Source organism: Micromonospora sp. A3M-1-15, assembly GCF_024213425.1.
In the GTDB taxonomy this organism is placed as follows: Bacteria; Actinomycetota; Actinomycetes; order Mycobacteriales; family Micromonosporaceae; genus Micromonospora; species Micromonospora chersina.
In genome coordinates this window covers 1417560-1432515 of record NZ_JANAVK010000001.1, presented here as the reverse complement: position 1 = coordinate 1432515, position 14956 = coordinate 1417560, and the positions used below count along the sequence as shown (strand labels likewise).

The 14956-nt window shown below is 74.6% G+C and carries 13 protein-coding genes and 1 pseudogene; 10 read left to right on the top strand and 4 right to left on the bottom strand.

Annotation, left to right across the window (positions count from 1 at the left end; genetic code table 11):
• Together NLX85_RS06550 and NLX85_RS06545 are read right to left on the bottom strand one after the other, a co-directional pair.
• Window positions 1–589: pseudogene (locus NLX85_RS06550) on the bottom strand (DUF4173 domain-containing protein); the annotation flags it as partial.
• Between the two features lie 77 nt (window positions 590–666).
• Window positions 667–1668, bottom strand: a complete 1002-nt coding sequence (locus tag NLX85_RS06545) for a 2-hydroxyacid dehydrogenase (protein ID WP_254332269.1) — start codon at window positions 1666–1668, stop codon at window positions 667–669.
• Window positions 1669–1807: 139 nt separating this feature from the next.
• Between NLX85_RS06545 and NLX85_RS06540 the strand changes: the two genes are divergently transcribed.
• The gene (locus NLX85_RS06540; protein WP_254332267.1) at window positions 1808–2725 is read left to right on the top strand and encodes a lytic polysaccharide monooxygenase; all 918 of its coding nucleotides are present in this window, start codon (window positions 1808–1810) and stop codon (window positions 2723–2725) included.
• A 3-nt stretch (window positions 2726–2728) separates the two neighbouring features.
• On the opposite strand, the gene mgrA is transcribed toward NLX85_RS06540, so the two are convergent.
• Entirely contained in the window at window positions 2729–3718 is a 990-nt protein-coding gene (gene mgrA / locus NLX85_RS06535; RefSeq protein WP_254332265.1) for an L-glyceraldehyde 3-phosphate reductase, read from the bottom strand.
• A gap of 97 nt (window positions 3719–3815) precedes the next feature.
• Here mgrA and NLX85_RS06530 point away from each other — a divergent pair, with 97 nt between their 5' ends.
• The 9 genes from NLX85_RS06530 (at window position 3816) to NLX85_RS06490 (ending at window position 13843) form a co-directional block, all read left to right on the top strand.
• Window positions 3816–4784, top strand: coding sequence for an aldo/keto reductase (locus NLX85_RS06530; protein ID WP_254332263.1), 969 nt, complete (start codon window positions 3816–3818; stop codon window positions 4782–4784).
• A gap of 5 nt (window positions 4785–4789) precedes the next feature.
• Window positions 4790–5287 carry a hemerythrin domain-containing protein gene (locus NLX85_RS06525; protein WP_254332261.1) on the top strand — a complete coding sequence of 166 codons (498 nt, stop codon included), beginning with the start codon at window positions 4790–4792 and terminating at the stop codon, window positions 5285–5287.
• Window positions 5288–5345: 58 nt separating this feature from the next.
• Window positions 5346–6596 (top strand): sensor histidine kinase, encoded by a 1251-nt coding sequence (locus NLX85_RS06520; RefSeq protein ID WP_254332259.1) that lies wholly within the window; start codon window positions 5346–5348, stop codon window positions 6594–6596.
• Window positions 6593–7243 (top strand): response regulator transcription factor, encoded by a 651-nt coding sequence (locus tag NLX85_RS06515; RefSeq protein ID WP_091313429.1) that lies wholly within the window; start codon window positions 6593–6595, stop codon window positions 7241–7243. Before NLX85_RS06520 ends, NLX85_RS06515 begins: the two co-directional genes overlap by 4 nt.
• A gap of 76 nt (window positions 7244–7319) precedes the next feature.
• Complete coding sequence (locus tag NLX85_RS06510) at window positions 7320–8414, top strand: hypothetical protein (protein ID WP_254332257.1); 1095 nt, start codon at window positions 7320–7322, stop codon at window positions 8412–8414.
• A 57-nt stretch (window positions 8415–8471) separates the two neighbouring features.
• Entirely contained in the window at window positions 8472–9908 is a 1437-nt protein-coding gene (locus NLX85_RS06505) for a magnesium chelatase (protein WP_254332255.1), read from the top strand.
• Window positions 9909–9910: 2 nt separating this feature from the next.
• A complete protein-coding gene (locus tag NLX85_RS06500; RefSeq protein WP_254332253.1) occupies window positions 9911–11863 on the top strand; it encodes a VWA domain-containing protein in 1953 nt (650 codons plus the stop codon).
• Window positions 11864–12598: 735 nt separating this feature from the next.
• Entirely contained in the window at window positions 12599–13174 is a 576-nt protein-coding gene (locus NLX85_RS06495; RefSeq protein ID WP_254332251.1) for a hypothetical protein, read from the top strand.
• A gap of 192 nt (window positions 13175–13366) precedes the next feature.
• A complete protein-coding gene (locus NLX85_RS06490; protein ID WP_254333662.1) occupies window positions 13367–13843 on the top strand; it encodes a hypothetical protein in 477 nt (158 codons plus the stop codon).
• A 58-nt stretch (window positions 13844–13901) separates the two neighbouring features.
• Here NLX85_RS06490 and NLX85_RS06485 read toward each other — a convergent pair whose 3' ends face one another.
• Entirely contained in the window at window positions 13902–14909 is a 1008-nt protein-coding gene (locus NLX85_RS06485; RefSeq protein ID WP_254332249.1) for a GlxA family transcriptional regulator, read from the bottom strand.
• Window positions 14910–14956: the final 47 nt, after the last annotated feature.

Sequence of the window (14956 nt, the reverse complement as noted above, 5' to 3'; positions counted from 1 at the left end):
TCGCCGGTCCGGTGGTCGGGGCCGCGGTCGTCGCTGGTCCGATGGTCGGGGCCGCGGTCGTCGCAGGTCCGGCGGTCGGAGTGGCGGACTTCGCCGGGGCGGCTCCGGGTTCCGGGGCGGCCTTCGTGGCCGGTGCCGGCTGAGCCTCGGAGCCGGACGGTCCGGCGGACGTGAGGGCGGGCGTCGCGGCGCCGTCGGTCGTCGTGCCGGTGCCGCCGCCACCGGACGCCGCCGCGCCGCTCGGAGCCGGGCTCTCGACGGCCGGCGGGGCGGCCTGGGTGGGCACGCCCGGCGCGGGGACCAGCATCCGCGGGGCGGCCGCCGGCCCGGGTGCCGCGCCCGCCTCTGCCTCGGCCACCGGCAACAGCGGCACGAAGAGCGCGTAGCCGCGGGTGCCGGGTGGCACGACCACCGGGATGGCCCAGGCGGGCTGGCCCTCCGGGCCGGGCCACGGCACCGCGGGCGGCGCACCCGCCACGGCGGACGTGACGAGCAGGTGCGGCGTGACGTCGGTGGGGACGTCGCCGGCCGCGGACCCGGCCGCCGGGGCGGATCGGGGCGGTTCTGGCGTCTGTGGCGGCTCGGACACGGCACGCTCCTTGATCACGGGGTGCCGTCACTGTAGGGCCGCGCCCCGCTCCACCGCCGCCCCGGTGGTCCGTTCGGTCAGCAGACCCGGGCCGGCCCGGTGACCCCGTCGGGGCCGTGCCGTTCCACCGCGTTCAGGTTGGCGATGGTGGTGGCGGCGATGTTGTGCATGGCCTCCCGGGTGAAGAACGCCTGGTGACCGGTGATCAGCACGTTCGGGAAGGTGCTCAGCCGGGAGAAGTCGTCGTCGCGCAGCATCTGGTCGGAGAGGTCCTCGAAGAAGAGCTCGGTCTCCTCCTCGTAGACGTCGAGCCCGAGGTGTCCGATCCGGCCGGTCTTCAGCCCGCGGATCACGGCCCGGGTGTCCACCAGCGCGCCCCGGCTCGTGTTGATCAGCATCACCCCGGGGCGCATCTGCGCGATGCGCTCCTCGTCGATCAGGTGGTGCGTGTCCGGGGTCAGCGGGCAGTGCAGCGTCACCACGTGCGACTCGGCCAGCAGGGTCTTCAACGGCACGTACTCGACGCCGACGGCGAGCGCCTCCGGGTTCGGGTACGGGTCGCTGGCCAGCACCCGGCAGCCGAAGCCGGCCATGATCCGGGCCACGCAGACGCCGATCTTGCCGGTGCCGACCACTCCGACGGTCTTGCCGTGCAGGTCGAAGCCGAGCAGCCCGGTCAGGGCGAAGTTGTGCTCGCGTACCCGGTTGTGCGCGCGGTGGATCCGGCGGTTGAGCGTGAGCATCAGCCCGACGCAGTGCTCGGCCACCGCGTACGGCGAGTATTCCGGGACCCGCACCACGGTGACGCCCAGCCGCGTCGCCGCCGCCACGTCCACGTGGTTGTAGCCGGCCGAGCGCAACGCCGCCACGCGTACCCCGGCCGCGGCGAGCCGGTCCAGCACGGGCGCGCCGAGGTCGTCGTTGACGAACGCGCAGACCGCGTCGGCGCCGGCCGCCAGCGCCGCCGTCTCCACCGAGAGCCGGGGCTCCAGCAGGACCAGGTCGTGCCCGGCCGCCGCGTTCGCCTCGGCGAGGAAGTCCCGGTCGTACGGCTTGGTGCTGAAGACGGCGACCCGCATGCCGACCACGCTAGGGCCACCGCCCCGGTCGTGCCGACCGGCTCCCAGCACTCGGGCCGCCCATGGGCCTCGGCGCACCGGCGCGCCGATCGAACCTTTGCCGGCCCGCGCCCGTACCAGTGCCCGGGAGGTCGATGACATGGCCGTACGCCGCACGCTCGCCGCGCTCGCCGCCGTCGCCGCGACCCTGCTGCTCACCGGCGTTCCGGCGAGCGCGCACGGCGCCCCGACCAGCCCGTTGAGCCGGGCCGCGGCGTGCGGTCCGGAGGGCGGCCGGGCGGAGACGCCGGCCTGCCGGGCCGCGATCGCCGCCGGGACGGCCGTGCGCGAGTGGGACAACATCCGGGTGGCCCGGATCGACGGGCGGGACCGGGAACGCATCCCCGACGGGGAACTGTGCAGCGGCGGGCTGTCCGCGTACCGGGGGCTGGACCTGCCCCGCACCGACTGGCCGGCCACCACGCTCACGGCCGGGGCCCGGCACACCTTCCGCTACCGCACCACGATCCCGCACAAGGGCACGTTCCGGTTCTACGCCACCACCGCCTCGTACGCCCCGACCCGCCGGCTGACCTGGGCGGACCTGGACGAGAAGCCGTTCCTGACGGTCACCGACCCGCCGATCCGGGACGGCGCCTACCAGATGCCGGGGCGGCTGCCGGCCGGGCGCACCGGACCGCACATCATCTACACCATCTGGCAGAACTCGAACACCCAGGACACCTACTACTCCTGCTCCGACGTGGTGTTCCAGGCGGCGTCCGGCGGGGCGGCGTCCACGCCGCGTACCAAGCTCTCGGCGAGTGCCGCGGCCCCGCGTGCCGTGCCGAGGGCCGCGACCGGCGGCGAGGCCGGCGACCCGGCGGACGGGGTGCCGGTGGCGGCCGTGACCGACACCCACGGCGTCCCCCGGCCGGTGGTGGTCGGCGCGGCGGCCGGGGTCACCGTGCTGCTCGCGGCCGTGGTGGCGCTGCGGCTGCGGCGGGCCGGCAGCGTGCCGGCCGGCCGGCCGTGCGGTGTCCGCAACCACCGGGCCGGCCGGCGCCGGATCTGGTAGCCCTCAGCCCAGGTGGCGGTCGATCTCGGCCAGCTCGTCGACGCCGAGGTCGAGGTTGTCCAGCGCGGCGACGTTCCCCTCCAGCTGGGCCACGCTGCTCGCCCCGATGATCAGGCTGGTCATGCGGGGGTCGCGCAGCGCCCAGGCCAGCGCGAGCTGGGCCAGGCTCTGGCCGCGCCGCTCGGCGACCGCGGCGAGCCCGCGGATGGTGGCCATCTTCTCCTCGCTGAGATCGCTCTCGTTGAGGAAGACGCTGGTCCGCACCCGGGAGTCGGCCGGGATGCCGCCCAGGTAGCGGTCGGTGAGCAGGCCCTGCGCCAGCGGGCTGTAGGCGATGCAGCCGGCGCCGGCCTGCTCCAGCGTGTCGAGCAGCCCGTCGGCCTCGGTCCAGCGGTTGAGCATCGAGTACGACGGCTGGTTGATCAGCAGCGGCGTGCCCAGCTCGCGGAGGATCTCGGCGGCCCGGGCGGTCTGCTCCGAGTTGTAGTTGGAGATGCCGACGTAGAGCGCCTTGCCGGAGCGGACGACCGCGTCCAGCGCGCCCATCGTCTCCTCCAGCGGGGTGTCCGGGTCGAACCGGTGCGAGTAGAAGATGTCGACGTAGTCGAGCCCCATCCGGCGCAGCGACTGGTCCAGCGAGGAGATCAGGTACTTGCGCGAACCCCACTCGCCGTACGGGCCGGGCCACATGAGATAGCCGGCCTTGCTGGAGATGACCAGCTCGTCCCGGTACGGCTTCAGGTCGGTGGCGAGCATCCGGCCGAAGCTCTCCTCGGCGGTGCCGGGCGGCGGGCCGTAGTTGTTGGCCAGGTCGAAGTGGGTGATCCCGAGGTCGAAGGCGCGCCGGACGATGTCCCGCTGCCGCTCGTACGGCCGGTCCGGCCCGAAGTTGTGCCACAGCCCGAGCGAGATGGCGGGCAGGCGCAGGCCGCTCCTGCCGCTGCGCCGGTAGATCATCGAGTCGTAACGGTCTTCGCTGGCGAGGTAGGTCACCCTCCGACCCTAGTCCCGGCCCGGTGCCCAGGTCGGGCCGGAGGTGGGGCCGCCGGAACCGGCGTGCGGGCCCGCCCGCTTGGGTAGCTTCGAGTCCATGCGCTACGTCCCGCTCGACACCCCCAAGCCCAACTCCAAGATCGGCCTCGGCACGTGGCAGTTCGGCTCGCGTGAGTGGGGCTACGGCCCCGACTACGAACAGCGGGCGGCGCAGATCGTCCGGCGCGCGCTCGAGCTGGGCGTCACGCTCTTCGACACCGCCGAGATCTACGGCTTCGGCCGCAGTGAGCGCATCCTCGGCGCGGCGCTCGGCGACGACCGGGCCAAGGTCGTGGTGGCCAGCAAGATCTTCCCGGTGCTGCCGCTCGCCCCGGTGGTGCAGCAGCGGGCGGTCGCCTCGGCCGCCCGGCTCGGCGTCGCCGGCATCGACCTCTACCAGGTGCACCAGCCCAACCCGGTGGTCGCCGACACCACCACCATGCGCGGGATGCGCACGCTCCAGGACGTCGGGCTGGTCGGCGAGGTCGGGGTCAGCAACTACGGCCTGCGCCGCTGGCGGTTCGCCGAGGCCGCGCTGGGCCGCCGGGTGCTGAGCAACCAGGTCCGCTACAGCATGGTCGACCGCGGCCCCGAGAAGGACCTCATCCCGTACGCGGAGCAGGCCGGCCGGATCGTCATCGCGTACAGCCCGCTGGGGCAGGGCTTCCTCTCCGGCCGGTACGACGCCCGGAACCCGCCCGCCGGGGCGGTGCGGCGGGCCAACCCGTACTTCCTGCCGGAGAACCTGGAACGGGGCACCGAGCTGATCGCCACCCTGCGCGAGGTGGCCGACGCGCACGACGCCACGCCCAGCCAGATCGCCCTGGCGTACCTGCTCCGGCACCCCAACGTGGTCGCCATCCCCGGCGCGTCCGCGGTGGAGCAGGTGGAGCGCAACGCCGCCGCCGCCGAGATCGACCTGGCCGACGACGAGTACGCCGCACTGGTCACCGCCGCCCACGCGTTCCGCCCGGTCACCGGGCTGGCCGCCGTACCCAAGCTGATCCGCGCCCGCACCCGGAAGTGACCACCATGGACGACATCACCGCACTGATCCTCGACGACCACGCCGCCTTCCGCCGCGGCTTCGCCCGCCTCGACGACGCCCGCGACCCGGCCGAGCTGCTGGCCGTCTGGGACGCGCTCGCCCTGCACCTGGACATCCATGCCGAGGCCGAGGAGGCCATCCTCTACCCGCACCTGGTCAGGCACGGCGACGACGGCGCGGAGGAGACCGAGGACGCCATCGGCGACCACAACAAGATCCGCGACGCCGTCGCCGAGTCGAAGCTGCACGAGGTCGGCTCGGACGCCTGGTGGGAGGCCGTGTGGCGGGCCCGCCGGGAGAACAGCGAGCACCTGGCCGAGGAGGAGGACGAGGCCCTGCCGGACTTCCGCCGGCACGCGAGCGTCGAGCTGCGGGCCGAGCTGGGGCAGCGCTGGCTGACCTTCTACGGCGAGCACAAGAACGGGCGCAACCTGCCCTTCCGCGACAAGGACCCGGAGAAGTACGTCCAGGACCACCGCTGACCCGACCTCCCCGTCACGGGGGAGTCGGCGGGCCGCCCTCGGGCGGGAGAATGGCCGGGTGACGGTCCGGGGTGTGCTGGCGCCGCTGGTGCGCGGGAGCACCTGGCGGCGTGCCGTGTTCCTGCTGCTCGGCGGGGTGCTCGCCCTGCCGTACGCGCTGCTCGCCGCGACGTTCGCGCAACTGCTCGGCAACGACGACGTGCCCCGCCCGATCGGCGCCGGCCTGCTGCTGGTCGCCGTGGTGCTCGCCGCCGTGCCGGTGTTCCTCGCCGGCAGCCGGGCGCTGGAGATCGCCGCCGCCCGGGCGCTGCTCGCGGTCGACCTGCCCGAGCCCGCCCCGGGCCACCGGATCGACCGGGAGACCCGGCTGCGCGCCGCGCTCTGGATCGCCCTGCACCTGCTGACCGGCGGCCTGGTGCTGTTCGCGGCGATCAGCGCGTTCCCCATGGCGCTGGTCTTCCTCGCCGGGCTGGCGGGCGTCGACACCGGCGCCGCGCCCGACGACGGCTTCGGCCCGTTCGGCCCGGGCCACCCGGTCGCGGCGGGACTGGCCGGGCTGGCCCTGCTGGTCGCGCTCGGGTACGCGGTCGCCGGGCTGGGCGCGCTCGCCGCCTCGATGGCCCCGGTGCTGCTCGGCCCGGCGCAGGCCGAGCGGATCGCCGCCCTGGAGGCCCGGTCCGCCCGGCTGGCCGAGCGCAACCGGCTGGCCCGCGAGCTGCACGACTCGGTGGGGCACGCGCTCACCGTGGCGACCCTCCAGGCCGGGGCCGCCCGCGAGCTGCTCGACACCGACCCGGAGTTCACCCGGCGGGCGCTGCGCGCCATCGAGGAGACCAGCCGCCGCGCCATGGACGACCTGGACCACGTGCTCGGGCTGCTCCGGGAGACCGAGGACGGGCGGGCGCCCGCCCCCACCGCGCCGCAGGCCACCCTCGACGTGCTGGACCGGCTGGTCGCCGACACCCGGGCCGCCGGCCTGGTCGTGGAGTCCCGGGTCAGCGGCGCGCTGGGCGGGCTGCCCGCAGTGGTGTCCCGGGAGGGCTACCGGATCGTCCAGGAGGGGCTCACCAACGCGGCGCGGCACGGGCGGGGGCCGGTGCGGCTGCGGGTGGCCGTACCCGACGGGCTTCTGGAGATCGAGCTGGTCAACGGGCTGCGCGGCGCCACGGGGCCGGGTGGCGGCGGGCGCGGCCTCGACGGCATGCGGGAGCGGGTGCTGCTGCTCGGCGGGCAGCTCACCGCCGGGCCGGAGGGCGACCGCTGGCGGGTACGGGCCACCCTGCCGGCGCCGAGGGAGGAGACCGGATGACCATCGACGTGCTGATCGTCGACGACGACGAGCTGATCCGGGTCGGCCTGCGGGCGATCGTGGACGCCCAGCCGGACCTGCGGGTCGTCGGCGAGGCCGCGGACGGCGCCGAGGTGCCGCCCCTGGTGGCTCGGCTGCGCCCGCGGGTGGTGCTCATGGACGTCCGGATGCCGGCCATCGACGGAATCCAGGCCACCCGGCGGCTGCTGGCCACCTCCGCCGACCCGCCCCGCGTCCTGGTGGTCACCACGTTCGCCAACGACGAGTACGTCTACGAGGCGCTGCGCGCCGGAGCCAGCGGGTTCCTGCTCAAGCGGGCCCGGCCGGCCGAGGTGGTGGAGGCGATCCGCGTGGTGGCGGCAGGCGAGTCCCTGCTCTTCCCGGCGGCGATCCGCCAGCTCGTCGGCGCGTACGGCGGCCGGGGCTCCGACGGGCTGCGGGCGGCCCGGCTCACCGAGCGGGAGGCCGAGGTGCTGCGGCTGATGGCCGCCGGGCTGTCCAACCCGGAGATCGCCGACCGGCTGGTGGTCGGCGTGGAGACGGTCAAGACCCACGTCGGCAACGTGCTGGCCAAGCTCGGCGTGCGCGACCGGACCCAGGCGGTGATCGCCGCGTACGAGTCGGGTTTCGTGGTGCCGACCGGCTGACCGCTCCCTCCCCAGGGGGAGGCGGTCCACCCCGGCGCGGGAGGGAGTCGGAGCCTGACCGGCCGAGGCTGAGGGCATGACGACAACGACCCTCTCCCCACCCCGTCGGGCCGCCCGCACGCGGCTCGACCTGGCCGCCCCGCTCGCCGCCGCCTGGCTCGGCGGCTGGGGCGTGCTCGCCCTGATCTCCACGCTGACCGGCGCCGGCTACCCGTTCGGCGCCAACGACCCGCACGGCGACGACGTCAGCCTGCTCCGGTTGCTGCCGGTGGACGTCGGAGCGCCGCTCTTCGCCGGGGTGCTGCTGCTCGCGGCGGTCGCGGCGCTCGCCATGAGCGGCCCGGCGACGGTACGCCGTACCGGTCTGCCCCGCGCGCTGCTGCTCGGCTACGGATGGGCGGTCGTCTTCGCGCTGACCGTGGTCGTCCCGGACGCCCGGGTGCTGGTCGTGCTCGGCTACCTGCCGATGCTGATCATCGGCGCGCCGTTCGGCTGGCCGCCGGTCGACTACGGGCAGATCTTCGACTGGCCGCTGGCGGCCCGGTGCGCCGCCCTCGTGGGCGGCGTCCTGCTGGCCGGGGCGCTGCTGCTCTGGCAGCGGCGGACGGCCGGCGCCTGCCCGACCTGCGGCCGGGACGACGACGAGCGGGGCTGGACCTCGCCCGCCTCGGCCGCCCGCTGGGGGCGCTGGGCCGCGTACACCGCCGCCTTGATCCCGTTCGCCTACGCGCTCACCCGGTTCGCCTGGGCGGCCGGCATCCCGCTGGGCATCTCCCGGGACTTCCTCGCCGAGATGCAGGAGACCGGGCTGGTCTGGGCCGGCGCCGGGCTGGGCGCGTTCGCCACCGTCGGGGCGGTCCTCACCCTCGGGCTGGTCCGCCCCTGGGGCGAGCGGTTCCCCCGATGGCTGCCGGGGCTGGCCGGCCGGCCGGTGCCGATCAGGCTGGCGGTCGTCCCCGCGACGCTGGTCGCGGTGTCGGTGACGGCGGCCACCCTCGGGCTCCTGACGAAGCCGGAGTTCTGGCAGATCGGGCACGAGTTCAGCCTCGCCTCCGCGCCGATGCTGCTCTGGCCCCTCTGGGGCGTCGCGCTCGGGGCGGCCACCCTGGCGTACCACCTGCGGCGGCGGGGCGCCTGCGCCCGCTGCGGGCGGCCCGTTCCCCGTCCGTGACGATCCGGCCGTCCGGAAGGCGGCGCGCGGTCACCCGACCGAGATAGCGTTGGTCGGGTGACTGCGCCCAACCAGGTTCCCCCGGTCCCGCCCGCCGACCTGCCCGGCACGCTCGGCGAGCTGCGGGCGTCCGGCCACGATTACCGCACGGTCAAGCAGGAACTCCGCGACAACCTCCTCGCCCGGATGCGCGCCGGCGAGGAGCGCTTCCCCGGCATCGTCGGCTACCAGGACACGGTGCTGCCCGAGGTCGAGCGGGCCCTGCTCGCCGGCCACGACATGGTGCTGCTCGGCGAGCGCGGCCAGGGCAAGACCCGGCTCATCCGCTCACTCGGCGCGCTGCTCGACGAGTGGACCCCGGTGATCCCCGGCTCGGTGCTCAACGAGCACCCGATGCACCCGCTCACCCCGGCGTCCCGCGCCCTGGTCGCCGAGCGCGGCGACGACCTCCCGATCGGCTGGCTGCACCGCTCGATGCGGTACGGCGAGAAGCTGGCCACCCCGGACACCAGCGTCGGCGACCTGATCGGCGACGTCGACCCGATCCGGCTCGCCCAGGGGCGTACCCTCGGCGACCCCGAAACCATCCACTTCGGACTGGTGCCGCGCACCAACCGGGGCGTCTTCGCCGTCAACGAGCTGCCCGACCTGGCCGAACGCATCCAGGTGGCGCTGCTCAACGTGCTGGAGGAGCGGGACATCCAGGTCCGCGGCTACCAGCTCCGGCTGCCGCTGGACCTGCTCCTGGTGGCCAGCGCCAACCCGGAGGACTACACCAACCGGGGCCGGATCATCACCCCGCTCAAGGACCGCTTCGGCGCGGAGATCCGCACCCACTACCCGCTCGACCTGGAGCTGGAGCTGGAGCTGATCCGGCAGGAGGCCGACCTGGCCGCCACCGTCCCCGAGCACGTGCTGGAGGTGCTCGCCCGGTTCGCCCGCGCCGTCCGGGAGTCGCCGTCGGTGGACCCGCGCTCCGGCGTCTCCGCCCGGTTCGCCATCGCCGCCGCGGAGACCGTCGCCGCCGCCGCGCTGCGCCGCGCCGGCCTGCTCGCCACCGCCGCCCACGAGGCCCCGGTCGCCCGGGTCGGCGACGCCGTCTCGGTGACCTCCACGCTGCGCGGCAAGGTCGAGTTCGAGAGCGGCGAGGAGGGGCGGGAGATCGAGGTCCTCGGCCACCTGCTGCGGACCGCCACCGCCGAGACGTTCCGGGCCCGGCTGGCCGGGCTGGACCTCTCCGGGTTCACCGCGCTGGTCGCCGAGGGCGGCGAGATCGAGACCGGCGAGCTGGTCTCCTCGGCCGAACTGCTCCGCCAGGTCGGCACCGTGCCCGGGCTGGCCAAGGTGCTCGACCGGCTCGGCCTCGGCGACGCGCCCACCCCCGAGGAGGCCGCCGCCGGGATCGAGTTCGTCCTGGAGGGGCTGCACCTCACCCGCCGGCTGGGCAAGGACGTCACCGAGTCCGGGCGCACCGTCTACGGCGGCCGGGGCTGACCGTGGCCGGCAACCGGTTCCGGTACGGGCAGTGGCGCGGCGGGCCCGACCCGCTCGCCCCGCCGTACGACGTACGTGCCGCCGTGGACGCGGTCGGCGCGGAGGTCCTCGCCGGCGGCAGCCTGCGGGAGGCGCTGCGGGACCTGCTGCGGCGCGGCCCGCAGGGGCGCGGCGGCCTGGACGACCTGGCCGCCCGGGCCCGCCGGCTGCGCCGCGAGGCGCTGCGCCGGGGCGACCTGGACGGCGCGGTGACCCGCGCCCAGGCGCTGCTCGACCAGGCCCTCGCCGCCGAGCGGGAGGAGCTGCGCGGGCGGGACGGCGACGCCGCCCGCTTCGCCGAGGCGGTGCTGGACAACCTGCCCCGCTCGACCGCACGGGCCGTGGAGGAGCTGTCCGGGTACGACTGGGCCAGCGACGAGGCGCGGCAGACCTATCAGCGGATCCTCGACGGGCTGCGCGGCGACGTGCTGGAGCAGCGCTTCGCCGGGCTGCGCGACGCGGCGCGGGCCGCCGCCGACCCGGCCGCCCAGCGCCAGCTCTCCGAGATGATGCGCGACCTCAACGACCTGCTCGCCCGGCACGGTCGGTCCGAGGACACCACCGACGCGTTCGCCGAGTTCATGCGCCGGCACGGCGAGTTCTTCCCGGAGCGGCCGAAGGACGTCGACGAGCTGATCGACGTCCTGGCCCGCCGGTCCGCGGCCGGGGAACGGCTCATGCGGTCCCTCTCCGACCGGCAGCGCGAGGAACTGGCCGGGCTCATGCGCCAGTCCCTCGGCGAGCAGCTGGCCGGGGAACTGTCCCAGCTGGACGCCCACCTGCGGTCGCTGCGCCCCGACCTCAACTGGCAGCGCGGCGAGCGGATCCGGGGCGACCAGCCGCTCGGCTACGGCGAGGCCACCGGCGCGCTCGGCGAGATCGCCGAGCTGGACGAACTGCTCGACTCCCTCGACCAGGACCACCCCGGCGCCACCCTGGACGACGTCGACGTGGAGGCGGTCGCCCGGACGCTGGGCCGGGACGCCGCCGACGACGTACGCCGGCTGCGGGAACTGGAACGCGAGCTGCGCCGGCAGGGCTGGGTGACCCGGGACGCCGAAGGGCTGACGCTCAGTCCGAAGGCGCTGCGCCGGCTCGCCGGCACCGCCCTGCGCCGGGTCTTCGCCGACCTGACCGCCGGCCCGCGCGGCCAGCACGACCTGCGCTCGGCGGGCGCGGCCGGCGAGGTGAGCGGCGCCTCCCGGCAGTGGGAGTACGGCGACGAGCAGCCCCTCGACGTGGTCCGCACCCTCACCCGCGCGATCCGCCGGGCCGGCCCCGGGGTGCCGGTGCAGCTCGCGGTCGAGGACTTCGAGGTGGTGGAGACCGAGCGGCGGGCGTCGGCGGCGGTGGCGCTCTGCGTCGACCTGTCCTACTCGATGATCTCGCAGGGGCGCTGGGGCCCGATGAAGCAGACGGCGCTGGCCCTGTCGCACCTGATGGCGACCCGCTTCCCGCAGGATGCCCTGCAGATCATCGGGTTCGGCCGGGAGGCCATGCCGCTGACCCAGCAGGAGTTGGCCGCGGTGGAGCCGGACATGGAGCAGGGCACCAACCTCCAGCACGCGCTGCGGCTGGCCGGGCGGCACCTGCGCCGGCACCCCGGCGCCGAGCCGGTCGTGCTGGTGGTCACCGACGGCGAGCCCACCGCCCATCTGGACCCGGAGGACGGCGAGGCCTACTTCCACTGGCCGCCGCTGCCGGAGACCATCGAGGCGACCATCCGCGAGGTGGACAAGCTGACCCGGTACGGCGCCACGCTCAACCTGTTCATGCTCGGCGACGACCCGGGCCTGCGCCGCTTCGTGGACGCGGTGGCCCGCCGCTCCAAGGGGCGGATGTTCACGCCGGACCTCGACGACCTCGGCGAGTACGTCGTCTCCGACTACCTCCGCGCCCGCCACGGCCGCCGCTGACCCTGGGTTTCTGCCCCCGAACGCCCGAATGCCAGGTCGGAACGGACCAGATCCGATCGTTCCAGCACGTGGTGGCGGGCGCTCAGTCACCGCCTTTGCTTTGCAGCCCTACACGCAGCGAGGGAGGTCTCGGGGTGTTGCGTCCGTGGCAGCAGAGCAAAGGGGCCGAGTGGGTGGGCCGAGTTCGAGGTCGTTGGTCCAAGCCGATTTCGGGCCTGGGGTGAATGTCCGCTTCGGGCGCGGACCGCAGGGGCTGAGTGGAACGCCTTGTGTGTCTCCGGGGGCAGGACACCTCCATGGCGTTCCACTGACGGTGCGCGAGGGGCGTTGGGTGGAACGTCATGGCTGTCTCCGGGGTCCGGATACACCCATGCTGTTCCACCGGCTGCGGTCGCCTGGGCGGGGTGTCCGTTTCGGGGGTGGTCGGCGGCACTCCGGCGGCGGAATGGCGGGCCGGTGGGCGTCGTTGTATCCCCGTGAACGACCGAGGAAGACGCCCCCGGCGCGACCGGGTGCCGGCCGAAGGAAGATCAGCCCCGCCAGGCGGGGTGGCTGGCCCCGGAATGATGGTGGCTCGCCGGTCGTTGTACATGGTCCCGGCGCTGCGAAGAGGCCCCGCCCCGCGCACCGGATGATCCCCCCAAGGCTTTCCCCCTTTTTGAGCGCCTGACGGTGCTTGCGCGCTAGCCGACCCCCATCGGCGTGTGCGCCAACCCCCGAATGGAGCTTTCCCCCATGAACACGATGCTGCGTAAGAGCGTGCTCGGTATTGCTGGTCTGGCCTTCACCGGTGGCATCTTCGCCGGTCCGGTCGCCGCCCACGCCGCTGAGCCGGTGAACAGCACCAAGCCGGTCGCCGTGGCCGTGCAGAGCGACAAGCTCATCCCGCACGGTGTGCAGGGCGCCCAGTCGAAGATCACCCTGAACGACGAGCAGACCGCCAACGCCAAGGCGATCATCGCCGCCACGAAGAAGGCCGGTCTGCCGGAGCGGGCCGCGGTCATCTCGATCGCCACCTCGCTTCAGGAGTCGAAGCTGGAGAACCTGGGCCACCTCGGCGACAAGAATGACCATGACTCGCTGGGTCTGTTCCAGCAGCGGCCGTCCAGTGGTTGGGGCACGCCGGAGCAGATCACCGACCCCGAGTACTCGACCCTGGCGTTCGAGAAGGGTCTGAAGCAGGTCGACGGCTGGCAGGACATGCCGCTGACCGAGGCCGCCCAGACCGTGCAGGTGTCGGCCTACCCGGACGCCTACGCGCAGTGGGAGCAGCAGGCCGCCGACATCGTCGCCCAGCACTGGAACAGCTGACCCAGAACACGAACGCTGGCCGGCACCCCGACGGGGTGCCGGCCAGCTGCGTATCCGGATCTTGGCAAGTTGCCGTTTGCAGGGAACGGAAACTCGCGAGATCGGGAGGGGTGGAGCCCCGTCCGGGTGAAGAGGGCGGGGTAACCGCGGTGCGGTTGCCGGGGGCGGGGGTTGGATTCGGGCATGGACGAGGTGGACGCCGCAGCGCTGCGGCGGGCGTACGAGTCGGTGCTCGCGGAGGTGGACGCGGGCGGCTTCGGGCCGCCCCCGGAGGGGGAGTTGAGCGCCGAGCAGATCGTGGCGCACCTCGCCGCCAACGACGAGCTGATGAGCGAGGCGACCGAGGCGGTGCTGGTCGGCTCGCCGTTCGCCTACTACGACCTGGAGACCATCCACCGGCCACAGCTCGACGCGCTGGCCTCCGAGTGCGGCGGGCTGGACGGGCTGTCCGCCCTGCTCCGGGCCACCAGCCAGAAACTCTGCGCCCTCGCGGACCGGCTCGGCCCGGCTGCCGAGACTCCGGTCGACACCGTGCTGCGCGAGGGCTTCGACCTGGACGTGGACGAGTCGCTGCCCTGGGGTCGCGCCCTCGACCTGCACACCCGCGTCCACCTCCCCATGCACCTGGCCCAACTCCGCGCCCTCCGCCGCCAGCCCCACCTCGCCTGACGGCAGCCAAACCGGACCGCCCAGGGCCGAGCGCAGAGCCGCCACCGGGCCGAGCAGGTCAGGGTCGAGGTGCCACCGGCTCGGGGGTCCGGCGGAAGGTACGGCGGTAGGCGGTGGGGGCGACCCCGACCCGGGAGTGGAAGTGCTGCCGCAGGGCGGCGGTGGTGCCGAAGCCGGCGTGCCGGGCGATCTGGTCGACGGTCAGGTCGGTGGTCTCCAGCAGCAGCCGGGCGTGCTCGGTGCGCTGCTGGAGCAGCCATTGCGCCGGGCTGAGCCCGGTCTCGGAGCGGAAGTGCCGGGTGAAGGTGCGGACGCTCATCCGCGCGTGCGCGGCCAGCTCCCGCAGCGCCACCGGTTCGTGCAGCCGCTGCCGGGCCCACTCGCGGGTGGCCGCGGTGCCGGTCTCGGCGGTCCGGGGCACCGGGCGCTCGATGTACTGGGCCTGGCCGCCCTCCCGCCACGGTGGCACCACGCAGCGCCGGGCCGACCGGTTGGCCACCGCGCTGCCGTGGTCGGTGCGGATGACGTGCAGGCAGAGGTCGATGCCGGCGGCCACCCCGGCTGAGGTGAGCACCTCGCCGCCGTCGACGAAGAGCACGTCCGGGTCGAGGTCCACGCGGGGGTGCAGCCGGCGGAACCGGTCGGCGTACGCCCAGTGGGTGGTGGCGCGGCGGTCGTCGAGCAGGCCGGCGGCGGCCAGCACGAAGGCGCCCGTGCAGATGGACATGATCCGGGCGCCGCGCTCGTGGGCGGCCCGCAGTGCCGCCGCCACCTCGGGGTCCAGCGTCCCGTCGGTCAGCGGCGCGCCGCCGTGGATGCCGGGGACGATCACCGTGTCGGCGGAGTCCAACAGCTCCAGGCCGTGGTCGGGAACGACCTGGAAGCCGGCCGTGCTGCGGATGGGCCGGCCGCCCGGGGTGCAGACCTGGACGCGATAGAGCGGCGTCAGGTCCCCGGTGCGGGCGGTGCCGAAGACCTGGGCCGGGGTGCCGAGGTCGAGGCCGACCACCCCGTCGAGGGCGAGGACGGCGATGCGGTGCGGGGTCATGGCCCGATTATTGCGCATCATGGCTTTCCGGCCACTCGTCGCGCCGGGCCGCCCCGCCGAGACTC

Excerpts from the sequence above, each read along its gene's own strand:
- NLX85_RS06515 (WP_091313429.1), top strand. The coding sequence starts at position 6,593 with ATGACCATCGACGTGCTGATCGTCGACGACGACGAGCTGATCCGGGTC.
- NLX85_RS06530 (WP_254332263.1), top strand. The coding sequence starts at position 3,816 with ATGCGCTACGTCCCGCTCGACACCCCCAAGCCCAACTCCAAGATCGGC.
- NLX85_RS06485 (WP_254332249.1), bottom strand. The coding sequence starts at position 14,909 with ATGCGCAATAATCGGGCCATGACCCCGCACCGCATCGCCGTCCTCGCC.
- NLX85_RS06510 (WP_254332257.1), top strand. The coding sequence starts at position 7,320 with ATGACGACAACGACCCTCTCCCCACCCCGTCGGGCCGCCCGCACGCGG.
- NLX85_RS06495 (WP_254332251.1), top strand. The coding sequence starts at position 12,599 with ATGAACACGATGCTGCGTAAGAGCGTGCTCGGTATTGCTGGTCTGGCC.
- NLX85_RS06540 (WP_254332267.1), top strand. The coding sequence starts at position 1,808 with ATGGCCGTACGCCGCACGCTCGCCGCGCTCGCCGCCGTCGCCGCGACC.
- NLX85_RS06545 (WP_254332269.1), bottom strand. The coding sequence starts at position 1,668 with ATGCGGGTCGCCGTCTTCAGCACCAAGCCGTACGACCGGGACTTCCTC.
- NLX85_RS06525 (WP_254332261.1), top strand. The coding sequence starts at position 4,790 with ATGGACGACATCACCGCACTGATCCTCGACGACCACGCCGCCTTCCGC.